At 62.6% G+C, this 25,131-nt stretch carries 20 protein-coding genes and 1 riboswitch; of the genes, 11 read left to right on the forward strand and 9 right to left on the reverse strand.

The genetic code is table 11. The features are described from left to right. Nucleotides 1-325: 325 nt before the first annotated feature. Entirely contained in the window at nt 326-2,440 is a 2,115-nt protein-coding gene (locus L981_RS04365; RefSeq protein ID WP_043612070.1) for a carboxy terminal-processing peptidase, read from the reverse strand. A gap of 128 nt (nt 2,441-2,568) precedes the next feature. After that, entirely contained in the window at nt 2,569-3,462 is an 894-nt protein-coding gene (locus tag L981_RS04370) for an AraC family transcriptional regulator (RefSeq protein WP_043612173.1), read from the reverse strand. Between the two features lie 721 nt (nt 3,463-4,183). On the opposite strand from L981_RS04370, the gene L981_RS04375 reads away from it, so the two are divergent. From L981_RS04375 to L981_RS04385, 3 genes are all read left to right on the forward strand, one after another. Further along, complete coding sequence (locus tag L981_RS04375; RefSeq protein WP_052201584.1) at nt 4,184-9,079, forward strand: putative Ig domain-containing protein; 4,896 nt, start codon at nt 4,184-4,186, stop codon at nt 9,077-9,079. A gap of 90 nt (nt 9,080-9,169) precedes the next feature. Further along, nucleotides 9,170-10,795, forward strand: a complete 1,626-nt coding sequence (locus tag L981_RS04380; RefSeq protein WP_197067096.1) for a SulP family inorganic anion transporter — start codon at nt 9,170-9,172, stop codon at nt 10,793-10,795. Next, entirely contained in the window at nt 10,792-11,409 is a 618-nt protein-coding gene (locus tag L981_RS04385) for a ParB-like protein (protein ID WP_043612072.1), read from the forward strand. The genes L981_RS04380 and L981_RS04385 overlap by 4 nt, the downstream gene beginning before the upstream one ends. Before the next feature lie 31 nt (nt 11,410-11,440). Here the strand turns inward: L981_RS04385 and L981_RS04390 are convergent, their stop codons facing one another. The 6 genes from L981_RS04390 to L981_RS04415 all read right to left on the reverse strand — a co-directional run bounded on the left by L981_RS04390 (nt 11,441) and on the right by L981_RS04415 (nt 16,375). Then, nucleotides 11,441-12,247 (reverse strand): class I SAM-dependent methyltransferase, encoded by an 807-nt coding sequence (locus L981_RS04390; protein ID WP_052201585.1) that lies wholly within the window; start codon nt 12,245-12,247, stop codon nt 11,441-11,443. Beyond that, nucleotides 12,244-12,681 (reverse strand): pseudoazurin, encoded by a 438-nt coding sequence (locus L981_RS04395; RefSeq protein WP_043612074.1) that lies wholly within the window; start codon nt 12,679-12,681, stop codon nt 12,244-12,246. The genes L981_RS04390 and L981_RS04395 overlap by 4 nt, the downstream gene beginning before the upstream one ends. Nucleotides 12,682-12,692: 11 nt before the next feature. After that, complete coding sequence (locus tag L981_RS04400; RefSeq protein ID WP_043612076.1) at nt 12,693-13,454, reverse strand: ABC transporter ATP-binding protein; 762 nt, start codon at nt 13,452-13,454, stop codon at nt 12,693-12,695. Then, a complete protein-coding gene (locus tag L981_RS04405; protein WP_043612078.1) occupies nt 13,451-14,503 on the reverse strand; it encodes an iron ABC transporter permease in 1,053 nt (350 codons plus the stop codon). The genes L981_RS04400 and L981_RS04405 overlap by 4 nt, the downstream gene beginning before the upstream one ends. Further along, nucleotides 14,500-15,516, reverse strand: a complete 1,017-nt coding sequence (locus L981_RS04410) for an ABC transporter substrate-binding protein (RefSeq protein WP_052201586.1) — start codon at nt 15,514-15,516, stop codon at nt 14,500-14,502. Before L981_RS04410 ends, L981_RS04405 begins: the two co-directional genes overlap by 4 nt. A gap of 149 nt (nt 15,517-15,665) precedes the next feature. Then, nucleotides 15,666-15,859: riboswitch (cobalamin riboswitch) on the reverse strand. Between the two features lie 192 nt (nt 15,860-16,051). Next, on the reverse strand, nt 16,052-16,375 hold the full coding sequence (locus L981_RS04415; RefSeq protein WP_043612080.1) for a helix-turn-helix transcriptional regulator: 324 nt from the start codon (nt 16,373-16,375) through the stop codon (nt 16,052-16,054). Nucleotides 16,376-16,547: 172 nt separating this feature from the next. Between L981_RS04415 and L981_RS04420 the strand changes: the two genes are divergently transcribed. After that, the gene (locus tag L981_RS04420) at nt 16,548-17,249 is read left to right on the forward strand and encodes a DUF899 domain-containing protein (RefSeq protein ID WP_043612082.1); all 702 of its coding nucleotides are present in this window, start codon (nt 16,548-16,550) and stop codon (nt 17,247-17,249) included. A 288-nt stretch (nt 17,250-17,537) separates the two neighbouring features. Continuing rightward, on the forward strand, nt 17,538-18,926 hold the full coding sequence (locus L981_RS04425; protein WP_156133960.1) for a hypothetical protein: 1,389 nt from the start codon (nt 17,538-17,540) through the stop codon (nt 18,924-18,926). A gap of 68 nt (nt 18,927-18,994) precedes the next feature. Here L981_RS04425 and L981_RS04430 read toward each other — a convergent pair whose 3' ends face one another. Beyond that, complete coding sequence (locus L981_RS04430; protein WP_043612087.1) at nt 18,995-19,495, reverse strand: DUF1801 domain-containing protein; 501 nt, start codon at nt 19,493-19,495, stop codon at nt 18,995-18,997. A 306-nt stretch (nt 19,496-19,801) separates the two neighbouring features. Here L981_RS04430 and L981_RS04435 point away from each other — a divergent pair, with 306 nt between their 5' ends. From L981_RS04435 to L981_RS04460, 6 genes are all read left to right on the forward strand, one after another. Next, nucleotides 19,802-20,266 (forward strand): hypothetical protein, encoded by a 465-nt coding sequence (locus L981_RS04435; protein ID WP_043612090.1) that lies wholly within the window; start codon nt 19,802-19,804, stop codon nt 20,264-20,266. A 683-nt stretch (nt 20,267-20,949) separates the two neighbouring features. Next, entirely contained in the window at nt 20,950-22,038 is a 1,089-nt protein-coding gene (locus L981_RS04440) for a porin (RefSeq protein ID WP_043612092.1), read from the forward strand. Nucleotides 22,039-22,235: 197 nt separating this feature from the next. Next, the gene (locus L981_RS04445) at nt 22,236-23,039 is read left to right on the forward strand and encodes a GntR family transcriptional regulator (RefSeq protein ID WP_043612094.1); all 804 of its coding nucleotides are present in this window, start codon (nt 22,236-22,238) and stop codon (nt 23,037-23,039) included. Between the two features lie 168 nt (nt 23,040-23,207). After that, on the forward strand, nt 23,208-23,798 hold the full coding sequence (locus tag L981_RS04450) for a TetR/AcrR family transcriptional regulator (protein ID WP_043612097.1): 591 nt from the start codon (nt 23,208-23,210) through the stop codon (nt 23,796-23,798). A 50-nt stretch (nt 23,799-23,848) separates the two neighbouring features. Next, nucleotides 23,849-24,331: a Rid family hydrolase gene (locus tag L981_RS04455; RefSeq protein ID WP_052201587.1), complete on the forward strand. Its 483-nt coding sequence runs from the start codon at nt 23,849-23,851 to the stop codon at nt 24,329-24,331. Nucleotides 24,332-24,485: 154 nt separating this feature from the next. Further along, nucleotides 24,486-25,115 (forward strand): flavodoxin family protein, encoded by a 630-nt coding sequence (locus tag L981_RS04460; RefSeq protein WP_043612099.1) that lies wholly within the window; start codon nt 24,486-24,488, stop codon nt 25,113-25,115. The last annotated feature ends 16 nt before the right edge of the window (nt 25,116-25,131 follow it).

A 25,131-nucleotide genomic window follows, 5' to 3' on the forward strand; every position in this document is an offset into this window, starting at 1 on the left:
TTGAAATCATAGAAAGTCTTGCACGGCACGGGCAGGCAAATCCTGCGGAAATGAAACACGGCTAACGATACTGAGAGTTGAGCGGCTATGTCCTCACTTAGAGACAGGACGGTCGCACAAATCAATAGAGGTGAAGCCTCCCTCGCCCAGACACTCGAGCGCCTCCCAGGTCGGCCCATCCAGCAGAGATACTGACGCGCTCATGCCAGGGAACCACAACGGCTGAACGCCTGACAAAGCAGGAAACAAAAAGGCCGACAAAACGAATGTTTTGTCGGCCTTTCCTTTTGTGCCTGCGCATCACCGCGGCCATCGGCCGGGCACATTATTTTCCGGTCGCGCTTGCCGATGGCTGCGTGACCGCCTTCAGTTCGCCTTCCTGCAGATCCGCCTCATCGGCAAGAATGGCCGTCGCCTCCGTCAGCAGGACATCCTTTACGTTCTTGCGGGCTTTCTCCATGGCGATATCGGCACTCAGGCTGCGCTCGTCGGCGTTCAGACCATCGTCGTCACCGGCATCGTCCGCGTCGCTTCCCTGCCGAGACTTGAGCCGCGCTTCGCGATCCTTCATCTCCTTGCGACGTTCGGCTTCGTTGAGGGAGACAGTGCCCTTTTCACGCTGCGCCTTGATGTCGGCGATGTCTTCCAGCAGGCGCTGGAATTCCGGGTCGCTTGCGACACGGGCATCATGACGACCTTGCAGCGTAGGCAGCAGCGCCGTGACGGTGTTGGCGGGCGCATAGTCTGCCGGCTTGATCTCCGACCACGGCAGGGCATTGTCGTAGCTCGTCTCACCGAAGCGCGTTGGATCGGAAAGCCCCGGCAGGCTGATATCGGGCGTTACCCCGTGCAGCTGCGTGGTGCCGCCATTGACCCGGAAGAACTGGGCGATCGTCACCTTGAGTTCGCCGAATGCGGGTTTGCTGTTGCGAACCATCTGGTCGAGATCGACGACGGTCTGAACCGTGCCCTTGCCGAAGCTGGGTTCGCCGATGACGACACCGCGACCGTAATCCTGGATCGCCGCGGCAAAGATTTCGGAGGCAGACGCCGAGCCGCGGTTGATCAGGACCCCGACAGGGCCCGTCCAGATCGGCGCGGGAAACTCCGAGCTTGAGACCACGACCTTGCCGTCGCTGCTACGCTGCTGAACGACCGGACCAGAGCCGATGAACAGGCCGGTCAGGGCAATCGCCTCGTCCAGCGAACCGCCGCCATTGTTGCGCACGTCGATCAGCACGCTGTCGACCTGTTCCTGCTTCAACTCTTCGAGAAGCTTTGCGACGTCGCGGCTTGCGCTGCGATAGTCTTTCTCTCTTTTGCGTCGGGCCTCGAAATCCTCGTAGAAGGCCGGCAGGGTGATCACCCCGATCTTGCGCGTGGTATCGCCCGCCTTCACGGACAGGACGGTCTTCTGCGCCGCCTGCTTTTCGAGGCTGATCTTGTCGCGCACCAGGGTGATGATGCGATGGGCGGCATCTGCTCCCGCATCCGCCGGCAGGACGTCCAGACGCACGACCGATCCCTTTTTACCCCGGATCAGTTGCACGACTTCATCGATGCGGGTGCCGACCACTTCCTTTATCGGGCCGTCGTGGCCCTGCCCAACACCGGTGATGCGGTCTCCGACCGCAAGCTTGCCGGACAGCTGCGCCGGCCCGCCGGGCACGAGTTCGCGGATCGTCGTGTAGTCGTCGCGCTCCTGTAACACCGCGCCGATGCCGACCAGCGAAAGCTTCATCGCAATATCGAAATCGGCCGAGGCGCTGGCGCCGAAATAGTCCGTATGCGGGTCGACCGCGGTCGTGTAGGCGTTCATGAACGACTGGAAGACGTCGTCGCTCTTATACTTGTAAGCGCGCTCGAGCGCATTGGCATAGCGCTTGTCGAGCGTTTCGCGGATGTCGGCATCGGCCTTGCCGCTGAGCTTCAACCGAAGCCAGTCGCTCTTCACGCGCTTGCGCCACAGTTCGTTGCTCTCAGCTTCCGACTGCGGCCAAGGCGCCTTGTCCCGCAGCACGGAGTAATCCTCCTGCTTCGTGAAATCGAAGTCCTGCTTCAACAGCTCGCGCGCGTAATTCATGCGGTCGACAACACGCTTGCCGTAGACGTTGAAGATCGCAAACGGGATCTTCAGGTCCTTGTGCTTGATGGCATCGTCGATCTCGTTGCGGTCAGGCTTGAAACTGTCGATGTCGGCCTGCAGGAAGAGCCCGCGATCCGGATCGAGAGAGTCGACGAAGCTGTCCATGATCTTGGCCGACAGGGCGTCGTCGAGCGGAACGGGCTTGTAGCTGTAACGCGTCAGAAATTTTGCGCTCAACTGCGCGGCTTGTGCCTGCTGCTTCAGCGGCTCCAGAACAGGAGGCGAGGCAACGTCGGCATAGGCGGCCGGCGCGATTGCAAGAAATGCACCAAGGAAGACGTATGAAATGCGCATTCAGCGTTGACCCAATTCTTAATGCCGAGTGTCGAAGAGGATCTAGGTGAAGCAATTATGGCTTTTTGGCAACCGGATTGATCCGGTGTCGGGGCCGGCCTTCCGGCAAAGCAGGCTTCTACCCGGGTCTAATGGAGCGAGCCAGACGCCCGGAACTCGCCCGGCGCCATCCCGTAAGCGCCCGCGAAAAGTCGATAAAACGTTGCAAGACTATCGAATCCGCAGGCATAGGCGACCTCGGTGACAGGCAAGGCGGGCCGTTCGACCAGAAGCCGCCGGGCCTCTGAAATCCGCATCGATGCCAGCGTGCGGGCAAAGGTCAATTCCGCGTGTTCGAACACGACATGCAGCTGGCGCACGGAAATACCGAGCTCGAGCGCGACCTTTGCCGGCGTCAGTTTCTGCTGGTGTTTATCCCGTGCCATGATCTCCTCGGCGGCATAGCGCAGGCCCGAACGAAGGGCTGCGCGCACTTCGGGCATGCCGGGCGCCAGCCGACCGCGCGCCATGATCGCCAGCCTGGCGATATGGGCCACCTCCGCGTCAGGATTGGCCAAATGGGCATGCCTTTCGCTGATTGCGTTGAAAAGCGCCCGAAACGGCCGCGCGTATGCGGTCTCGGTGAACCGGGTGGCAAGCAGGTCGCGCGTCTGCCCGCCGAGCATCAGCTCATTGTCGAACGGCACCGTGATCACCCGGAAGTGGAATTCGTCATGACCGCCCGGCGTCGCGCGGTAGGGCAGATCGGAATAGCTGATCGCCATGTCACCGTCCTTGAAGGACTGGACGCGGTCGCCTCCCGTATCGAGAAGACCCCCGCCCTTCACCTGAAAGGCGATGCAGAGGCTGTCGCCGGCGATGCGGGCGATGTCTGCCTCGGTCCGGCTGACATGGTAGGCCGAGGCGCGCATTTCCGACGTCATGGCGCTGCCGACGCGATGCGCCTGGAACGCGCCCTTGAAGGCACGACGCTTCTCGGCAGCAAGCTCGATCGTCACGCCGAAAAGGCTCTTGCCGCGCACTTCGCGCCACTGATCGAACCGGTCTTCCGGGCCGATATCGTCGGTTGAGAAACGAATCATGTTGGTCTGGCGCACACCCCGATAGCGCCAGTCAGGCCGGCTGCGGCCCTACTGTTATCGTGGTGCCGGCAACCAGATCAAGAGACCCGCCGCGCCCGCGGGATGCCGCCCGGAATCGCCTCCGGGGTATGCCCCACATGCCTTTGGGAGGCCGCAAGCCCCCGCTCGCCAGCCAAGTGCGAATGCACCATTTTCGGGCTGATACCGCGTTGACCGGCTATCACCGGCCGTTGCCCGGGCTTGCACCCCTTGATTTCCACCGATTGCGGCCGGAATCGGACCTGTCGTCGTGGGTGGCCTCAAAGTTTCGCCTCTGCGCTCAATGAGAAGCGCGGCGATGCGGCACGCGGTATTGCGGGGCGGTCCTTTGCCAGGTTCCGGCCTGCGACGGACAGGCGAAGGGCGATGAGGGACTCGCCCGGACCGATTTTTTTGCAACGGGGCGGCGGCTCGATGCGCGGATACGCGGATACGCGGACGAAGCGTCCAATGAGGGGACTCCCGCGAGGGAGTGAGTGAGGTCGGCATGCATTTCATGGCAAGCGGCGCATCGTCATGCGCCGCAAGTTTTCTGCGCGCCAGGGTGTCCAGCCTTTTTGCGGCACCTTGCGTTCACGCCAAAAAGGCATCCATCCACTTGAGAGCAGCGTTAAGACGCTTCTTGCCGGCGACCACGATCATTCTTCTGGCCGTCTCGTCGGTCGTCACACTTCCCGATCGCGCCCGAGCGGCGGCGCCCCCCTCGATTACGGCACAGCCGACCGCTTCGACGATCTGTGCCGGTGCCAACACCATCTTCAGCGTCGGCGCGTCCAACGCCACCGGCTTTCAGTGGCAGGTGGACCAGGGGGCCGGATTCGCGAATATCAGCAACAGCGGGCAGTACGCGGGCGCAACGACATCGACCCTGACGATCACCACTGCGACGGCTGGTTTGAGCGGTTATCTCTATCGCGCGATCGTAACCGGTTCTGCCTCGCCAGACGCCACATCCGATCCCGCAGCGCTCACGGTTCGCAGTGGCCCGCGGATCACCGGGCAGCCGTCGGCGTCGACGATCCCGGTCGGAGGCAACACCACCTTCAGTGCGACGGCGAGCAGTGCCACGGGCTATCAATGGCAGGTGGACCAGGGGGCCGGCTTCAACAGCATCTCCAACAACGCTCTCTATTCCGGCGCGACTACGGCCACGTTGACCATTTCTGGCGCAACGAGCGGCATGAACGGCTACATGTATCGCGTCATCGCCGTTGGCGCCTGCACGCCGACTGCAGCCTCAAACAACGCCGCGTTGACTGTCGTGCCGCCGCCGACAGTGACGGGTGTCAGCCCCGCAAGCGGTCCGACGGCCGGCGGCACACGTGTTACCGTGACCGGCACCGACTTCACCGGCGCAACCGCAGTCCGGTTCGGAGCATCGGCAGCGAGCTTCACGGTGACCAGCCCGACCTCGATTACCGCGACAGCGCCCGTCAATGCCGCCGGTACATACGATGTTACGGTCACCACTCCCAGCGGCACGAGCGCGACCCTGGCGGCGGATCAGTACACCTATATTGCGCCGGCAACCGCGAACGCCGTTTCGGCAACCGTCGCCGCGAACTCGTCGGCCAACATGATCACACTGAACATCACCGGAGGTGTTCCCGACAGCGTGGCGATCGGCGCCAGTCCAAGTCATGGAACGACAAGCGTTTCGGGCGCCACGATTGCCTATACCCCGACAGCAGGTTATTCCGGAACCGACAGCTTCACCTACACCGCCACCAACCTGTCGGGAACCTCGGTGGCTGCGACTGTCTCGATCACCGTGACACGGCCGACCCTTGAGCTGACACCCTCTCCGGGCCCCATTCCTGGCGGCGTGGCCGGGCGGCCCTACAGTCAGAGCTTTTCGGCCTCGAACGGAACTGCCCCTAACACGTTCCAGATAACCGCGGGCGCTCCGCCACCCGGCATCTCCCTGGATCCGGCAACCGGCACGCTCAGCGGCGTTGCGACGGCAACAGGCACCTTCAACAGCAGGATCACGGCCACCGACGCCTACGGTGCAACCGGAGAAGCCAACTATTCTCTGACCATCGTCTGTCAGACGGTCTCCTTCACCCCCTCAAGGGGGAGCCTTCTGTCAGGCGCGCTCACGGGCGTTCCTTACAGCCAGAACATTTCCGCTTCGGGATCGGGGATTGGAGCATTCACCATCAGCTCGAGCTCCTGGCCGCCAGGGCTGACATTCGACCATGCAACCAACACGCTCACCGGGACACCGACACGAGCAGGCACATACGATTTCACCGTCGACATGACTGATGTCTATGGTTGCCCTCACAATGCAACCTACGCCGTCGAGGTCGCGCATCCGACGATCGCCATGGTGCCCGCAGCCGGCACCCTTCCAGGCGGAAAGACCGGCGTTGCCTACAGCCAGATCATCTCCACCTCCGGTGGGTCGGCGCCCTATACCTACGCGCTGACGGCGGGGACACTTCCGACGGGCGTCACCTTCGATGCGGCGACAGCCACGCTCAGTGGCACACCGACAACCATCGGCAACTCGAGTTTCACCCTTACCGCGACCGATGCCTATGGCGCATCGACCAGCGCGGCCTACGCACTGAACGTGTCCTATCCGACGATCGTCGTTTCGCCGGCAGCAAGCGCCCTGCCCGACGCCACGACCGGGATCGCCTACAGCCTGAGCCTATCCGCATCCGGTGGATCGGGCCCCTATAACTACGCCCTTACGGCTGGAAGACTGCCGGCAGGCCTGACACTCGAGCCGTTAACCGGCGTCATCAGCGGCACGCCATCCGCATCGGAGAGCACCAGTTTCACCGTCACTGTAACGGATGCCTACTCCGCCTCGGCGTCTGCAGCCTATACGATAGCCGTCGCGTTTCCGACCATCGATCTCAGCCCCTCAGCCGGCGCCTTGCCGGGCGCCACCATCGGCGCTGCCTACAGCCAGACCATATCCGCCTCGGGCGGGTCGGCTCCCTATAGCTATGTCGTCTCGGCGGGACATTTGCCGGCAGGCCTGACGCTGGACGGTCCAACCGGCGCGCTCAGCGGCACCCCGACGACCACCGGGACCGCCAACTTCACGGTGACCGCGACAGATGCCTACGCCGCATCGACGACGGCGAGCTATTCGCTGACCGCAACGTTTCCGACTGTCGTTGTCACCCCTGCCGCCGGTGCGCTGCCCGGGGGTACCACCGGCGTCGCTTACAGCCTGGCCATCTCCGCATCCGGCGGGTCGGCGCCCTATAGCTACACGCTTGCGGGAGGATCCCTTCCCGTCGGCCTGACGCTCGATCGGGCAACCGGCATGTTGGCCGGCACGCCGACGGCGGCCGGAAGCAACGCGTTTACAATCGCTGCGACAGACGCCTACGGCGCATCGACGATGGCGAGCTATTCGCTGACCGCAGCTTTTCCGGTTGTTGCCCTCACCCCTGCCGCCGGTGCGCTGCCCGGGGGCACCACCGGCGTCGCCTACAGTCAGGCCATCACCGCCTCCGGCGGGTCGGCGCCCTATAGCTTCACGCTTGCCGGAGGATCGCTTCCCGCCGGCCTGACGCTCGATCGAGCCACCGGCGTGTTGGCCGGCACGCCGACGGCGGCCGGAAGCAACGCGTTTACGATCGCCGCGACTGACGCCTATGGCGCAACGGATGGAGCCGCCTATTCGCTGACCATTGTCCCGGCCCTCAGTGCACCGATCGTCCATGCTGTTTCCGTAACGGTTGCGGCCAAATCCTCGGGCAATGCGATCCCGCTCAACATCACCGGCGATCCGGCCGACAGCGTTGCGGTTGCTTCGCAACCGTCCCATGGCACCGCAAACGGCACGGGAACGACGATCAGCTACACGCCGGCTGCCGACTATTCCGGTTCGGACAGCTTCACCTACACCGCAAGCAACGCCGCCGGCACATCCACCGCGGCGACGGTGACGATCACCGTGAGCGCGCCGGCCTTCACCTTTACGCCAGCTGGCGGAAGTCTTGCCAATGCCATGGCCGGCGAAGATTACCGGCAGCAAATCACCGCCGTGGGTGGACGGGCGCCGATGCTCTACAGGATCGCGTCGGGCGCACTGCCTGATGGCATGGTCCTCAACGTCTCGACCGGTGAACTGACCGGACCGCTTGGCCCCAGGAGCGAAGGCGAATACGCCTTCTCGATCCGGGCGGAGGACGGCAACGGCGCGACCGGAACCGAGACATACAGACTGACGGTCACACCGCCTGAGATCACCGTCGGCGACAAGGTGATCGACGTTCCGGCCGGCGCGACGCCAGCCGACGTCTACCTCAACCGCGGCGCAACCGGCGGGCCTTTCACCGAAGCGCAGCTGAGCTTCGTCGAGCCGGCGAGCGCCGGTACGGCGGCGATCATTCGTGGCCAGCTCGCACAGGCCGGGCCGGTCGGCACACCAGTCGGATGGTATCTGCAGTTCACGCCGAACCCTGCCTTTTCCGGCAAGGCAAGGGTGGGTTACCGCCTGACCAGTGCGCTCGGCGTCTCGAACACCGGCACCATCACCTACAATCTTTCCTTCGGTGCACAGCAGGTGGCGGAAGACATCGACGCCCTCGTGCGGGGCTTCGTCGCCACCCGGCAAGACCTCATCGCGACAGGCATCTTTGTTCCAGGTCTCCTGGAACGGCGCCAGATGGAGCGGGCGGCCGATACGATCACGGCGCGAATGTCGCCGTCCGAAGACGGCATGACCGCGAACCTCAGCACCAGCCTGGCGCAGCTCGACGCCGCGCGGGATGCCGCCGACGGCATCTCCGACGCCCAGCCAAGGGCCTTCAATGCCTGGGTCGATCTCGCTTTCCTGGCGCATAGCCGCGACGAGAACGACGGCAAGTGGGGCAGCTTCGCAATGCTCAACGTCGGCGCCGACTACCTGCTGTCGGAAAAGGCGCTGGTCGGCCTGTCCTTCCACTACGACCGGATGACGGACCCGACCGACGCCGATGCCGAACTGACGGGAAACGGCTGGCTCGCCGGCCCCTATGCATCGCTGGAACTCGGCAAAGGCGTGTTCTGGGATACAAGCCTGCTCTACGGCGGCTCGGCCAACGACATCGACACCGCCTTCTGGGACGGCACGTTCGACACGACGCGATGGATGGTCGATACGGCGATCGAGGGTCAGTGGGATCTCGATCCATCGACCGTGCTGACGCCGAAGCTGCGCGCCGTCTACTTCTCCGAAACGGTCGACGACTACACCGTGCACAACAGCGCCGGCGACAGGATCACCATCGACGGCTTCGACCAGGAGCAGTTCCGGGTGAGCCTCGGCGCCGAGATCGAACGGTCTTTCCTGCTCGAAAACGGATCGACGCTGACGCCGAAGCTCGGCGCGACGGCCGGCTATTCCGGGCTCGACGGCTCCGGCCTGTTCGGCAATCTGACGGCGGGGATCTCGCTGGCAACCGCCGATTTCTGGCTGCTCGATCTCGGCCTGCTCCTCAACGTCGGCGAAGACGGGGAGAAATCCGTCGGCGGACGCGCCAGGGCCTCCCGGCAGTTTTGATGCTGGGCGGCGTCCCCGGGCGCGCTATGGATTTCGCCTGGCAATCCGCTAGATTCTCTGGCGGGCAGCAGGAGAAAGGTTGCGACGAGCGTGGGCAACAGGGACTGGATCGCGGGTCTGTCCGTCGCCGGATTGATGCTGCCCGAAGCTGTTGCCTATGCCGGTATCGCCGGCCTGCCACCGCAGCACGCCGTCGTCGCGGCTATCGTCGGTTGCCTGACCTATTCCATCCTCGGCCGCAGCCGTTTTGCCATCGTATCCCCGACATCGTCGTCGGCCGCCATTCTTGCGGCGACGATCGCGGCGTTGCCCGGTTCGACGGCGGACAAGATGGCACTGGTGACGGTGATGGTGGCGCTGACGGGTCTGCTCTTCGTCGTGGCCTCCCTGCTGCGGCTTGGAAACCTCGCAAGCTTCATCTCCCGCCCCGTTCTTCGTGGCTTCGCCTTCGGGCTGGCGGTCACCATCATCGTCAGGCAATTGCCTACCGTTACCGGCATCGAGGTGCCGGTAACCGACATCGTCCATCAGATCGCCGGGCTTTTTGCGGCGCTGCCCCGGTGGAACATGGTGAGCATCGCCGTCGGCGTCGCGTCCCTTGCCGCCCTCCTCGTGCTGCGGCGCGCTCCGTTTCTTCCCGGCGCTTTTCTGGTGCTTTGCGCCGGCATCCTGGCTTCCAGGCTGCTGGACCTTGCGGGCCACGGCGTGGCGGTGGTCGGACCGATGTCGATCTCGATGACCTTGCCGTCGCTCTCGCTCGTCGAATGGAGCCAGATCCGGCAGCTTGTTCCCTACACCTTGCCGCTCGTTCTCATCCTCTTTGCCGAATCCTGGGGCACGATCCGGTCGCTTTCATTGCGTCACGGCGAAAGCGTGACGGCCAATCGAGAACTGCTGGCGCTCGGCGCTGCCAATGCCGCCTCTGCCATCGCACAGGGCATGCCCGTCGGCGCCGGTTTTTCGGCGGGCTCCGCGGCCGAGGCTGCTGGTGCGCAAACCCGAATGACGGCGCTCGTCGCCGCAGTCGGCCTTGCGCTGCTCGTCGTCCTTGGCGCCGATCTGCTTCAGAGCCTTCCCGAGCCGGTCCTTTCTGCCGTCGTCATTGCCGCCCTGGCGCATGCGCTCGATCCTCGGCCGCTTTTGCGGCTGTGGAAACTGAAACACGACGTTGTCATCGCCCTGGCAGCGGCAGTCGGGGTCATCGCCTTCGGCGTCGTCAACGGCATCACCATTGCTGTCGCACTTTCGCTCGCCGTCTTGCTGCACAGGCTGGCCACACCCTATGTCGCCTCCCTTGGTCGCCTGGGACAAGGCCATGACTTCGTCGACATCGCCCGCCACGCGGACGCGCAAACGATGCCGGGCATCGCCATCTGGCGTCCGGCGCAACCTCTGTTCTTTGCCAATGCGGATGCCATCCTGACCGAGACGGCCGCACGGATCGGCCACGATCAGACCGCACGCGCCGTCATCCTCAGCCTCGAGGAAAGCTTCGACCTCGACAGCACCGCGCTCGATGCGCTGATCGAATTCGACACGCTTGTGCGCGCCCAGGGCAAGCACCTCTATTATGCACGGGTGCATGACCGGGTCCGCGACATGATCGCCCTGGCCGCTCCCCCGCTTCTCACCTATCTCAGCTACAGCGTCGATGATGCCGTAGCTGCCGCCTCCCAACCCGAAACGACCGCGTCCCTACCCGGAGCCGTTCGATGACCCCAAACTATGAGCCGCAACTGCAACCGATCGACATCGCCGAACTTCGCCCGACCCAGATCACCGTCGGCTTCCTCGAAGTCACTGAAAAACGGCGGGAATGGCGCAAGACTGCCAAGCGGCATGGCGCGGAATTCCTGGGACATCATATGGTACCGGTGGTGCTCGGCCCGAAGGAGCGACCGTATCTGGTCGACCATCATCATCTCGTGCGCGCCCTGCACGAGGAAGGCGTCGCGCATGTGCTGACCAGCATCGTGTTCGATCTCAGCCACCTGTCCAAGGACGAGTTCTGGTCGGTCATGGACCACCGCCACTGGATGTATCCGTTCGACGCACAGGGCCTGCGGCGATCGCACCAGGACCTGCCGCGCACGATCGCCGGCCTCGTCGACGACCCCTACCGGTCGCTTGCGGGCGCGCTCCGCCGCGCCGGCGGTTACGCCAAGGACGCAACGCCCTACAGCGAGTTCATGTGGGCAAACTTCCTGCGCTCGCGCATCGATGCAAAACGCATCGCCAATGACATCGACAAGGCCGTGCACGACGCGCTCGATCTTGCCCACGGCAAGTCCGCCAGCTTCCTGCCGGGTTGGTGCGGCGTCACCGATTGAACCAGCGCCTCGCGGTTCAGGGCACTGGGGTCTAGCGCGCAGTCGACGAATGCGCGGTCAGGATGAAGCGCCTGTAGACGAAGGTGCGGAGGCAGTTTCGCAGGTTGGCCGACTTGCGCTGGGCACGAGCGACCGGCGCATGGGACATTTTCTCGATCCCTTTGAAGCCCGCCTCCTCCAACAGACCGGAAAGCTGCTCGAACCGCAGCCCGCGACCGAAAGGCAGGGCACGCATGATCTCGGCATGGCGTTGGCTCAACGACCCGTCGTAATAGGGATCGGGCCCGGAAAACCTGTCGATCAAGGCCACCAGGCGTTCGGCGAGACGTCCGATCGGAGAAGGCTGCGCCCAGTCCCCGTCATAGATCACCAGCTTCCCACCCGGTCGCAGCAACCGGTGCCACTCGCGAAAGGTCGCCTCGGGCTCGGTAAGCGTCCAGACGAGGTGGCGACAAACGATCGCGTCATAGGCGGCATCCGGCTCCATGGTGTTTTCGGCATCGGCAAGGATGAAGCGCAGCCGCGGTTTGCCGGCGTGTTTCGCCTTGGCGACGGAAAGCATCGCTTCGGAGAAGTCCAGCGCCGTAACCTCGTGACCAAGATCGTGGATGAGCCTTGTGACCTCGCCCGTGCCGCAGGCAAGTTCAAGCACGCGCAGCGGCTTCACGCCAAGGGTGGCGCGGATCGGTTCCTGCCAGGCGGAAAACTCGGCTTCAGACAGGATGCCGTGGCCGAAAGCGAGATCGAAGGTCCTCGCGCGCTCCGACCAGTAGCTGCGGATCGCTTCCTTCAGATGAAAATTCGCGCGCCCTGCCCCTTCTTCGGTGTCGTTCGTCACTTTCCGAAACCGTTCCTGGCAAGGATCTCGTCAAACCGCTTGCGCGCCCGGGCCGGAACCTTGGCCGCCGCAAAGCCTGTGTCGACCTTCGCGTCGCCGACACGGATCACTATCACCATTCCCATCGCAAAATGGGGCGAGCACTTGATCCCGTAGAACCCCTCCGCGTCGAGCGTGACCTCGATCTCCTCGTTGATCCCGCCCTTGAAACCAGCGGTACCTTCGGGAACCATGCCGTCGACCGTCGCCGCGTTGTGGCCGCTGGTGGCAGCGATGAATTTCACCGTGTCGCCGGGGGCGATCTGGAGGAAGTCTGGCTCATAGACCATCGGTCCCGAAGCGTTACGGTTGAGCATCTTCACCTCGTGCATTTCGGCTTGGGCGAACTGGAAAGCGGTGAGAAACAGGGACAATCCGAGGAGAAGCGCGCGCATGTAAATCCTTGCTAGGCTGAATGAAAGCGGAAGATGGAGGTTCCGTCCTCGGGGTCGACGACGATGCTCGCACGAACACCGAAGACGGCGGCGATCCGTTCGACGGTCAGGACTTCACGCGGCGGCCCCAGCGCCACCAGCCGGCCGGCGGACATCATGCCGACGCGGTCGCAGCCAAAGGCCTGGTTGAGATCGTGTAAGGCGACGACGGAGGTTATCGGCAGGTCAGCCACCAGCTTCAGGATCGAAAGCTGGTGCTGGATATCCAGGTGATTTGTCGGCTCGTCGAGCAACAGGACCTGCGGCTGTTGCGCCAAGGCCCGCGCCAGGTGAACCCGCTGGCGTTCCCCGCCGGAAAGTGTTGCCCACGAACGGTTTTCGAAGCCCGCCATATCGGTATCGTCGAGCGCTTGCCTGACGATCCGGTCGTCTTCCGCCGACCAGGGCTGCAGCGGCGTGAGCCAGGGCGTGCGGCCAAGTTCAACCGCATCGCGAACCGAGATCGCTTCCGTCGTCTCGGCTTGCTGCTCGAGGAAGGCGATCAACTGGGCAGCCTGGCGGCGTGGCATGGCGTGCAGCATCTGCCCGTTGATCCGCACCTCGCCCGACGTCGACCGGACGATGCCGGCCAGCAGCCGCATCAAGGTCGATTTGCCGGAGCCGTTGGGGCCGACAAGGCCGAGTGTCTCTCCCTGCCGCACGGCGAGATCGACATGGGAAACGATCGCCTTGCCGCGGACGGACCAGCCGAGATCGCGTGCTTCCAGGATCATGATCGGTGCCTCCCGCGGATAAGGATCAGGGCAAAGGCCGGTGCCCCAACCAGGGCGGTGATCACGCCGATCGGCAGCACCTGGCCAGGAACGATCGTCCGCGACAGGATATCCGCCGCGATCAGAAAGACCGCCCCGATGAGGGCGGTTGCCGGGCCGAGCCGGCCATGACGCACACCAACGAGGAAACGGGCCGCATGCGGTATCACGAGCCCGACGAAGCCGATGGAGCCGACGATGCTGACCATCACGGCCGTCACCAGCGCGGTAAGGCCGATCAGCACCACCTGGACGGCCCGCACGGGTACGCCGAGCGACGCGGCGGATTCCGCCCCGAAGGAAAAGGCGTCGAGCGCGCGGGCATACCAGATGCAGGCGCCGAGCCCGACAAGGGCCACGGGCACGGCCAGCCAGACGTCCGGCCACCGCGCACCGCTGAGGTTGCCGAGCAGCCAGAACATGATGCCCCGCGCCTGCTCCGCATTGGCCGACTTGGTGATGATGAAAGAGGTCAGCGCGTTGAACAGTTGCGATCCGGCGATGCCGGCAAGCACGATCTGCCCTGTTCCGCGCAGAGTGACCCCGCCACCGGCGGCACGGGCGAGGATCGCCACCATGAGGAAAGCCGTCACGGCGCCGACAAAGGCGCCGAGCGACATCGAGACCGCGCCAGCCCCGAGGCCGGCGACGGTAACGGCCACGGCGCCGGTCGAGGCGCCGGCGGAGATGCCGAGAAGATAGGGATCCGCCAGGGCGTTGCGCAGGAGGGACTGGAGCACCATGCCCGAAACCGCGAGGCCCGCCCCGCAGCAGGCGGCAACGATCGCCCGCGGCAGGCGGTAGTTCCAGATGATCCCGACATCGATGGGATCGAGCCCATAGGTCGCGCCGAAAATCTTGTTCCCCAAGGTCTGGAGAACCGTCAAGACGGGTATCGGCGTTTCACCGATGCAGGTTCCGGCAAGAACGGTGGCAAACAGAGCCAATGTCCCCGTGGCTGCCCGGCCAAGCCGGGAAGCAGGGGCGCGCCGCGAGAGGCCGGTCTTCACTTCGCCAACCCGAAATCCTTAAGCGCAGCGGAGAGAACTTCAATACCGGCGACCGTTCTGATCGTGGCGTCCATCGCGTGCGCATCCATGACGACGATGCGGTTGTTCTTCACCGCATCCATCTGGCTGGCAACCGGATCGGTCTTCAGGAACTCGATCTTCTTCAGGTAGTCGTCGGCCGGAAAGCGCCGGCGATCCATCTTGGCGATGACGATCATGGTGGGGTTGGCCTTGGCGATCGTTTCCCAACCGACGACCGGCCATTCTTCGTCCGAGCCGACCACGTTGCGGATGCCGAGCTTATCCATCATGTAGGCAGGCGCTCCCTTCCGGCCGACCACATAGGGATCGATGTCCATCTCCGCGCTGGAGAACCAGAAGGCCGCAGACACATCCTTCAAATTGAGCGCCTTGGCCTGCTCAATGGCGTTGGCCTCACGCTTGGCGAGTTCTGCGACGAATGCCTCGCCTTTGTCTTGAACATCGAAGATCTGCGCGAGTTCACGCACGCCCTGATGGATGCTGGCAGTCGAGAAGAGCGCGCTTCGCGTGCCGTCCACACCCACCGAGTTGTCCTTGGCGACGCAGTCGGCCGGAAGGACATAGGTCGGAATTCCTACTTCGTGGAACTGGGTTCGGGTCGCAACGATCCCTTCGGGGCCGACGTGCCAGACGAACTGCACGGCGACGAGCCCCGGCTTCTTGGCGACGACGCTTTCAAAGCTCGGGTCGTTGTCCGCCAGGCGCGGAACCTTGGCATTGACCTCGGCAAATTCCGGCAGCACGTCATTGAACCAGACCGACGTGCCCGTAACCTTGTCGCCGAGGCCGAGCGAATAGAGAACCTCGGTTGCCGCCTGCCCGACGGTCGCCGAGGTCGCCGGCGCCTTGTCGAAGGTGATCGTCTCGCCGCAATTGTCCAGGGTCAGCGGATAGGCGGTGGGTTCGGCAGCAGCGGCGGTGGCGAAGAAGGCGAAGCCAGAGGCGGCAAGCAGGAAACGCGAAGCGGTCATGGCACATTGTCTCCGATCTGTTGATCGCGCGGATCGGAGGGGACGAGCCAGGACGCAATGATCGAACCGATGTTCAAGAGAACATCGACAGCCGGCACTTGTGGCGCGACCAACGACATCGACAACCTCCCCGGACACCCCGCCCGGCTTGTTCAGTTACAGGTGTCGGTAGGTCTCCTGACTGGCGGGTCTTGGCTCCCTCTCGGCCTTCCCGGACCATCGCCCAGTGGCATTTTCGAGAGAGGACTGGCCGCCTACAGTTGCGGGGGCAGTTTCGTTTCGCGGCGAGCCGCGGCGAATTCCCTGTTATTTCCTTTCGGAAACCGACGAGAATTCCCTACTCAACGAACGAGTGGAGCGCAAGCATGAAAGCGACGCTTTCGAAACACTTGCCAGGAAAGGTAGAAATTCTTTCGCGTCTCGTAATTTCACTAAATATCACTCCCCTCAAATAGGCAGAACATTGTCGATTGTCGGAAAACTATACACAAATGAATACTGTTTAAGTGATCCGTAATTCACACTATCTTCAGATTTACCCTTCGAGATCGGTCTTCAGCCTGTCGAGAATGGTCACGGCATGGGCGGCATAGTCGCTGATCCAGCGGTCGTAAATGTGCTTGATCGGCAGCGCATTGAGATAATTCCAGCGCTCGCGTCCTGCCCAGCTGACGATGATCAGCTCGGCGTCCTCCAGCACCTTCAGATGCTGCATCACGGTGCAGCGATCCATGTCTGAAAAGGCCGCGCAGAGCATGCCCGTGGCCTGCGCCTCGCCCTTGAGACAATCGAGCATCGCCCGCCTGCGCGGGTGAGCCAACGCCTTGAAAACCAGATCTTCGTCCTGCTTGCTTGACATGTTATGTTTTTGCAACATATTGAAACTGGACGCAACGGAGACGGCGCCGATGAGACCTGTTTGCGAGCTTTCGCGAGAACTGCAACCGAGCCTGACGGCTGGATGCCGTCGATCGGAGTCAGCTTTGCACCGACACCTCCAAGCAAACCGCGGAAAAGGGAGATGATTGAGAATGCTGCCTAAAATCGCTTCAATGGATGAGTGGCAAGTCGCACTCGAACAACAGATTGCCAGGGAGAAGGCACTTACCCGCGCACGCGATGAAGTGAGTGCCGCGCGCCGACGCTTGCCGATGGTCAGGATCGACAAGGACTATTCGTTCGAGGGGCCCGAAGGCACGGTAAGCCTCGCCGACCTCTTCGACGGACGGCGACAACTGATCGTCTATCACTTCATGTTCGCGCCCGGATGGAAGGCGGGCTGCGACGGCTGCTCCTGGGTCGTGGACGCGATGACCCATCCGGCGCATCTCAACGCACGCGATACGTCCATCGTGCTGATTTCGCGCGCGCCGCTGGAGACGCTGCAGAAATACCAGGCCCGGATGCAGTGGCAGCACCCAGTCTGGTACTCGTCCATGGCGAGCGACTTCAACCACGACATGGGAGCCACGGTCGCCGATCCGGATGACCCGACAAGGACCAGCGAGCGCCATGGCGTCAGCGTCTTCCTCAGGGACGGCGATCATATCTACCGCACCTATTTCAACGGTGCGCGTGGCGTCGAGTATCTCGGCAGCATGTGGACCTATCTGGATCTGACGCCCTACGGTCGCCAGGAAACATGGGAAGCCTCTCCCGCGGGATGGCCGCAGACAGAACCCTATGTCTGGAACCGGCGGCACGACGAATACGGGACCGAACCGGCTTTTTGATTTTCCGCGGCGGCGAACATGGAATTGTCGAGCCGCCGTTCCTACGTCTTGTCTGGCCGATCGCCAGACCTGCGTCATTGTCGCGCGCCCGAATAGGGATCGCGGCAATGGTGAAGGGATGCCGCCGGCCCGGCAGGGAGCGCCGAACGTGGGGATGGATCGCGCTTCTAAGAGGCGCGCCGATGGGGGCGGCAATCGATGGGAAACGAGACGCAAGACCGCAAGGACGGTCCGGCACCGAGCGGCAAGAAGTTTTGGCGGCGACGCGGCGTTCGGATTGCATCGATCATGTTGGCCGCCCTGCTTCTCCTGGTGGTCGCGCCGCTTGCCGTCATTCTCTACCCAACGCTGAAGACCTATCCCCGGAGCGACTTTCCGGCCGCAGCCTCGCAACTGGAACGCAACAGGCAGGACCTTGCCCATCTGCGGCGCCTGATCGAGGTTGACCGAAGCTTTTCGCCAGCCGCCCAGGCAGCGTTTACGGGCTCCCTTGATGCGATCGAACAACGGGCCGGCGATCTCGACCGCGCTGGCCTGGCGATGGCGGCTGCAAAGGCGGTCGCGCTCGCCGACAATGGGCACACCAGTGTCGTCGGGCTTGTCGGTGGTCACAGTTTCAATGCGGTTCCCGTCCGGCTCGGCTGGTTTGCCGAAGGCCTGTTCGTGATCGCAGCGACAGGCGAGCAATCGCACCTTCTGGGCGGAGAGATCCTTGAGGTGAATGGACGGGCGACGGAGGCCGTTGTCGATGCGCTGCGGCCCCATTTCGGCGGACCCGCCAATCTCGGCAGGGAATTCGTCCCGAATGTCGCAATTTCGCCGGAACTGCTCCATGCCGCCGGCCTTGCCGAAAGCCCGCAGGAAAGCGCCTATCTCATCCGTCTTAAGGATGGAAACGTCGCGCAAATCCCTCTTCTTGCCACGCCCGGCGCGCCGGAACCGTTAACCGCCCATGTCTGGCCACGACGCGATTTCAGTCCCCTGTCGCAGACCGGTCGCGACGTCGGGTGGCGGCACGTGCTCGACGACGTCACGCTGCCGGCCTATCTCACGCGCCCCGACGCCAATTATTGGCACCACTACCCCTTGCCCGATCTGCTCTATGTCCAGATCAACCGCATCAGGGATGCCACGCCGGAAGGCCTTTCGCAGGGGCTCGCCAAGATGCTGGATGAAGCGGAGAAAAAGCCCATACGCAATGCAGTCGTCGATCTGCGGTTCAACAATGGCGGTAACTACGAATTGACCGCCGATTTCTCGCAAAGGCTCCCGGCCATCCTGCCGCCTGACGGACGACTGTTTGTGCTGACCAGCGCAAATACCTTTTCGGCGGCGATCAGCACGGCGGCGCGCCTGAGGCATTTCGGCGGCACGCGCACGGTGCTTGTCGGCGAGCCGATGGGAGACCGGCTGCAGTTCTGGGGTGAAGGCGGCCGCACGGTTTTGCCGAACTCGAAGATCAATATCCGCTATTCGACGGCCTATCACGACTGGGAACACGGATGCAGCCTGTCGGAGATCAGGACCTGTTTCCTCCTGAATTACGCCTATGACGTTCCGGCAGGCCCGCTTCAGCCGGACATCCCGCGCTCGACGAGCTTTGCCGACTATGCCGCCGGCACCGACCCTGCAATGGCCGCAGTCATGCAGGTCCTCATGGTGGGCAACGCCGATTGAGGTGCCGCTTGGAAGCAAGCCCGGCCCGGCCATTCCGGTCGGCGGCGGATTCGCGCTGCGGCGACGCTTTACATTTTTTCGCCCGGTAGCTCGCTGGCTTGTTTGACCCAGTCCAGAAACTGCGCCTCGTCGAGTTCGTCGGCCTCATAGATGTCGAGATAGCGCACATCCGGCTGTTTCGACGTGCCGGGCGGCATGGGGCTAAACTGCGCGCCACGGAAGAAAGCGACCTTCACGTATTTCGTCATGCAGTGAAAGCCGAGGAACCAGACATCCTTTTCCATGCCATAAAAGGGAGAGTTCCACTTGACCGCCTTTTCGACACCGGGAACGGCCTCAACGATCAGCCGGTCAAGACGTTTGCCCAGATCGCTTTTCCATCCCGGCATCGCAGCGATGTATTGCTGTATCGGGGCGTCTCCATAGCCCTTGGCGATCTGCGGGTTGCCGCCGGTCAGGAGGACGACGCCATCGGCCGACTTTGTCGGCGGAGTCTTGCGTCCGCTCGTTGCCCTTGGCGCAGCGGAAGCAGCTTTCGATGCGTTCTTTCCGACTTTCTTCTCAGACATGCGCGGACCTCGACTGTTCCGTCAGTTCGTCGCGGGTCGGATCCTCCGACACGGTCACGGAGTCCATACCCGAATGGCTATGCACGACACATAGCCATCCAGCTATGCATTGGTCAAGGATGAACCTCCAGCTTCAGCTGCGTTGCGGACTGCAACTCGATCCGCAAGCCGCTTCGCCAAGTATTGGCAATCGGCACGGCATCTCTCCATCGCCGTAGGGTCATGGCATGCAGACGGTCGGGATCCCTGCGATCCCGGACATGTGCAGCAGAGGCTCGTAAAGAGCCACCATTCGGGATCTCGAGCGTGCTCTCCATCAATACCTTGACCGCCGGACACCACCTTGATGCCGTCATCCTCAGAGTGCTGAAAGAACGGATTGCCGTTGCAACGGCGAACGCGCGCCGACCGGTCGAAGCGCCGGACAAGCTCGTCGACCACCTTCTCGACCAGCACCGCCTCAGCCTGCACTTCCTGAGCCTGCACGTGTTGACGGCCGCATCGCCTCGCCGCGAAGCCCTGCTTCTCGCCATCGATCGACCGGTCTCCCGCAAACATCTCCGACGGCTTCAGGGCATCGTCGGAGGTATCATCGAGAACGGCGTCCGCGACGGCCACTTCAAGGCACAGGATCATCATCTGTCTGCCGATCTTTTCACGGCGCAAACGAAGCCGATCTGGGATCCCATAGCCATCGTCGCGCGCCTGCAGGGATCCGAGTGCTACAGTCCTTATGAGCATGCCCGAATGGCCGTAGCCCGCCTGGGCTGAAAAAGGCGGCTTCTGCCCACACGGCTGCGGTTGCAGTCGTGTCCGCGCGTTCGCGCTCCACCAGCACAACGCCTGCCCGATCCCGAAGCTTTCCGATTGGAACCGGCACAACCGTTGCGGAAACCGGACGCCATCTTTCCGGCAGCGCTTGTTGCCCGCCCTCGTCGATCTGCAGCGTCGGGCGATGGCCAGAGCCCGTTCCCTGCCGCCCGCTTGCGCCGCTCCAGCAACGTGCCGAGGCGAGACGATTCGCGTTGCCGCGGAGCCAAAAGCGAACGCCGCCAGTCGCAGGGATGGACTGGCGGCGTTGACCACTTGGAGATCGCCTTCTTCTCAAGGCAGCGTTTTTCTAACACCGCACGATTCAAAGTCAATACATAAAAATATGAATCTCAATTCAGATTATAGCAACCATGAAAGCAAACGCCCCACCAACGGAATTCAGTCTGGCGAAATGCTAATATGTAGCAATTTTGCAATATGGATCGATCATGCTGTAATTTTGAATTGAGATTATAAATTTTATGAATTCACTTTCGGGAAAATCGTGATACCCGATTGCACGCGCTGGCCAGCCGAAGATCGGGTGGCGCCAACAACCACAGCGCGAAGCAAGTAGGTCGCGGATCCACATCGGGTGATGCGGCCGTCTTGCCTGATCGAACAATGAGAGGGATTTTCCCATGACGATGAAAAGCATACTTTTGGGATCGGCTGCCGCGATCGCGGCGACGTCCAGCGTCCAGGCGGCAGACGCAATCATCGCGGCCGAACCGGAGCCGACGGAATACGTCCGTGTCTGCGACGCATTCGGCACCGGCTTCTTCTACATTCCCGGAACCGAAACCTGCCTGCGTATCGGCGGTTATGTACGCTTCCAGACGAACTTCGGTCCGCGCGAAAGCGCTGGTCGCTGGGAAGGCAAGCAGTCGACTTCAGACTGGGATGCTTTTGCCCGCGCGCAGCTGATCCTCGAGGCGAAGAACGATACGGAATACGGCGCGCTCACCAGCTACATCGCCATTCAGGCCGATACCGACAACGACGCCCACAACAACTTCAAGCTCGACGAAGCCTACATCCAGCTCGCGGGCTTGCGTGCTGGCCACTTCGCCAGCTGGTGGGACAAGGGTCTGAACGGCGAGACCGACATCAGCGGTAACGACACGACCGTCTTCAACTCGATCTCCTACACCTATGACGCCGGCGCGTTCCAGGCAGGTATCGCCATCGACGAGCTCGAAGGCCTAACCTCGAAGAACAACGGGGTTGGCGTCGAAGGCATCGTTTCGGTCTCGCTCGGCGGCGCATCCTTCGACCTGCTCGGCGGTTACGACACCGAGGTGAAGCAGGGCGCCATCCGCGGCCTGGTGTCGGCGGATCTCGGCCCGGGCGTGCTCCAGGGCTTTGCCGTCTGGTCGTCGGACCCGAACTCCTACTGGTCCACGTCCAAGTGGAGCGTTGCGGCCTCCTATCGCCTCAACGTCACCGACAGGCTGGCGATCACGCCCGGCGCTCAGTATTTCGGCGATCTGCGCCGGAACGTTCTCTTCAACGCGGCCTGGAGAGGCGCTGCATCGCCCAACGAAAGCTTTGGCAACGGCAATGCCTGGAAGGTCGGCGTCACGGCAGACTACAAGATCACCGAAGGTCTTGATGTCCGTACAACCGTAAATTACGTCAAGGTCGACTACAACGACACCTTCAAGGGCAGCAAGCCCAAGAACGACGACTACGTGTCGGGCTTCGTCCGCCTGCAGCGTAGCTTCTAACGGAAGAGATTGATTGAAGACAATATGCCCGCAATCTGTATCGGTTGCGGGCATATTTTCGTGGACCTTTCAGCAAGGCTTCCCGTGTTTGGCCCGTTCACTCGATCCGAAACCGCGCCACCGGGATAGTCTTCCTCCCATCTCGCAATCGGAATCCATCGATACAGTTTGGCGCAATACATCCGACAACGATTGATTTGCTGCTGCTGAACCATGTAAAGCTTATCGAACGCCTTACGGAAATCGGGTCCCGGATGCCAAAGTTCAACTACCTCTCTCCCGCCTTGCAGAGCGAAGATGCCGCATTGATGCAAAGTGCATCCTTGAGTGGCATCGAGGCGAAGATCCACGTTGACCTTTGGAATGCCATTATCGACCGCAAGCTGAAGCCAGGGGTCAAGCTGGAAGAGCTCGTGATGTGTGACATCTACGGGATCAGCCGCACGGTCATGCGCAAAGTTCTCATGATCATGGAACAGGACGGGCTGGTGTTCCTGCCGCCCAACAAGGGCGCCTACGTCGCATCCCCATCGCTGCAATCGGCTTTCGAGATGCTTGAAATGAGCGAGGCGCTGCAGACATTCGTCGTCCAGAAAATCGCGGCGAACCACGCATCCATCGCCGCCTCCCAGTTCGACCGGATCGCGCAACACGCCAAGGCGGAAGAAAAGGCCGAGGCAGCCCATGATTTCCGGCTTCTGCGCCGGTTCGACATCGAGTTTGGAAGCCTGCTTTGCCTGGTTCATGGCAACGGGACGCTTGCCCGAGAATGGGAACGAAACGCCTCCTGCCTCGCGCTCGCACTTTCGCTTCACCAGAGCGTGCAACCGGCAGGCAGGCAGTCGGATTACTCCCGGCAGATCCTCGCGCGCCTGACGGATGGAGATGCGGCAGGCGCGCTTGCCCTTGTCCGCGAGCGGATAGGCCAACTGAAAGCCTCGCTGGACACCCAGTCCGATGGCGAGAATGTGAACCTGCGCGAGATCCTGGGCCTGAATTGAGCCCCATGGGCGAACGCGGCGACCCCGCTCGCATCCGCGGCCCCTTCGTGCCATTTGCTCAAGCTTGAATTCCATAATCCTGACTACATAAAATCCGCGCATCCGCTTGTTTCCCGCGCAGGGCTATTTATATAAATCTTACTACATAAATCACGACGGACGGACATCATGGCGATCCGCGGACGACCGCGAAGTTTTGACCGCGATCACGCGCTTCGCCTGATCATGGAAGTGTTCTGGTCGAAGGGCTATGAGGCGACGCAGCTCAACGATCTGACTGCCGCGCTCGGGATCACGCCTCCGAGCTTTTATGCCGCGTTCGGCTCAAAAGACGCAGCCTTTCGCGAGGCGGTCGATCTTTATGTCGAAACCGTCGGTTCGGGCACCCGGCGCGCACTCGATGCCGGTAAGACGGCCCGCGAGGCGATCGTTGCGATGCTATCAACCAGCATCGACGCGGCTCTCGGCGCGCCACAATCGGGGGGCTGCCTGCTGATCCTCGGCGTGGTCAATTGCCAGACCGACTCCCTGCCGCTGCGCGACCTTCTCAGACAGATTCGCAAGGAGACCGAAAACCATATTCTTGTCCGGCTGCGGCGCGGCGTCGCCGAGGGTGATCTGCCGCCATCGGCCGACGTCCAGGCTTTGGCCAGGTACTACGCCACGATCATGCAGGGCCTCTCGATGCAGGCGCGCGACGGCGCCACAAGGGACGAATTGCAGGCCCTCATCGCCCCATCGATGGCCGCGCTCTCATAACGGACGACCGTAAGGCGCACACCCCACAAACAATCCTGAAAGAGAAAACCATGAAGGATCAAAACATCGTCACCATTCACACCCATGCGACAACAACAGGCCAGGTCGTCGTGCCTGCCGTGCTCAAGGACGATGTCGATCAATTCCACTACGCCCCGGCGCGTCGCGCCGGAGACTTCGTCTTTCTGTCGGGCATTGTCGCCTGCAACCGGCAGCCGACGCCGATGGATGCCGAGCAATTCCGCACCGAACTGCGACATGCGTTCACGCTCATGGAGCAACTGTTGGAAGCGTCTCAGGCGGGTCTTGGCGATGTTGTGGAATTGCAGATGTTCCATGTGTTCGGCAGCGATCGGCTGGCGCTCGACAAGGGCGGGCAGCTCGCCACGATCGCCGAGGTCCGGGACGAATTTTTCCCGGCGCCCTACCCGGCATGTGTCGAACTGGCCGTCGCGGAATTGAACCCGGAGGGCGGCTTGGTGGAAATCAAGGCGACCGCCTTTGCCCCGCTTTCACGCGGAGGCCGGGCCTAGCATCGGCACGAACCGAATAGCGGAAGAGCGGGAGTGCCCGCGACATAGGCACCCTAAGGTGCGTACTTGTAAGGCGGCCCCTGTGCCCGATACGCCTGCAGCAAAGCCCTGGAGTTTCACTTTCCAGGTTACCCGCAGTTTGAGGATGATATCGATGAAGGCAATGGTTCTCTGCTCCAGCCCGCGACGCGACGGAAACTCGGCGACAATGGCGAATGCCGTCGCCGAAGGCCTGCGCGAGGCGGGCCACGAAGTCGAGACGGTGCGCGCCGACGACATCCTGTCGGGGCTGCTTCGAGACTGTCGCCAATGTCGCATGCCCGATGGCGAGTGCGGAATCGACGACGGTTTCCGGCGGGCGTTCTTCGGTTCCTACCTACCCGCCGACGGCTTCATCGCCGCAAGCCCGATCTACTGGTATGGCGTCTCTGCGCAGTTGAAGGCGTTCTTCGATCGAATGTTCTGCTACGTCGCTGCGTCGCATCCGCAATCGGCGTCCGTGGTCGCGCAGATGACCGGAAAACGGATCGGCCTCGTCCTCAGCTCGGAAGAGACCTACCCCACCGTTTCGTCCGGTCCGCAGCATCAGTTCCAGGAATTCAGCCGCTACACGCGCTCGACCTTCGTTGGCGTGGTGCACGGCCATGGCAACGCACGCAGCGACATACACCGCGATCCGAGCGACCCGGTCGCGCGAGCGCGCCACTTCGGCCGGACCTTCTTCAGCGCTCACACCTCCGACTACCAGATCGACACGCCCCGATCGGGTCGCGTCTGGGCGTGAGCCGCCTTGCGCGGCG

The sequence above is a fragment of the Ensifer sp. ZNC0028 genome (genome assembly GCF_000799055.1).
Taxonomy (GTDB): domain Bacteria; phylum Pseudomonadota; class Alphaproteobacteria; order Rhizobiales; family Rhizobiaceae; genus Ensifer.

What these genes read in the sequence shown, in the direction of transcription:
- L981_RS04365 (WP_043612070.1), bottom strand. Translation starts at nt 2,440, where the DNA reads ATGCGCATTTCATACGTCTTCCTTGGTGCATTTCTTGCAATCGCGCCG.
- L981_RS04385 (WP_043612072.1), top strand. Translation starts at nt 10,792, where the DNA reads ATGACCCCAAACTATGAGCCGCAACTGCAACCGATCGACATCGCCGAA.
- L981_RS04395 (WP_043612074.1), bottom strand. Translation starts at nt 12,681, where the DNA reads ATGCGCGCGCTTCTCCTCGGATTGTCCCTGTTTCTCACCGCTTTCCAG.
- L981_RS04400 (WP_043612076.1), bottom strand. Translation starts at nt 13,454, where the DNA reads ATGATCCTGGAAGCACGCGATCTCGGCTGGTCCGTCCGCGGCAAGGCG.
- L981_RS04410 (WP_052201586.1), bottom strand. Translation starts at nt 15,516, where the DNA reads ATGACCGCTTCGCGTTTCCTGCTTGCCGCCTCTGGCTTCGCCTTCTTC.
- L981_RS04415 (WP_043612080.1), bottom strand. Translation starts at nt 16,375, where the DNA reads ATGTCAAGCAAGCAGGACGAAGATCTGGTTTTCAAGGCGTTGGCTCAC.
- L981_RS04420 (WP_043612082.1), top strand. Translation starts at nt 16,548, where the DNA reads ATGCTGCCTAAAATCGCTTCAATGGATGAGTGGCAAGTCGCACTCGAA.
- L981_RS04425 (WP_156133960.1), top strand. Translation starts at nt 17,538, where the DNA reads ATGTTGGCCGCCCTGCTTCTCCTGGTGGTCGCGCCGCTTGCCGTCATT.
- L981_RS04430 (WP_043612087.1), bottom strand. Translation starts at nt 19,495, where the DNA reads ATGTCTGAGAAGAAAGTCGGAAAGAACGCATCGAAAGCTGCTTCCGCT.
- L981_RS04440 (WP_043612092.1), top strand. Translation starts at nt 20,950, where the DNA reads ATGACGATGAAAAGCATACTTTTGGGATCGGCTGCCGCGATCGCGGCG.
- L981_RS04450 (WP_043612097.1), top strand. Translation starts at nt 23,208, where the DNA reads ATGGCGATCCGCGGACGACCGCGAAGTTTTGACCGCGATCACGCGCTT.
- L981_RS04455 (WP_052201587.1), top strand. Translation starts at nt 23,849, where the DNA reads ATGAAGGATCAAAACATCGTCACCATTCACACCCATGCGACAACAACA.
- L981_RS04460 (WP_043612099.1), top strand. Translation starts at nt 24,486, where the DNA reads ATGAAGGCAATGGTTCTCTGCTCCAGCCCGCGACGCGACGGAAACTCG.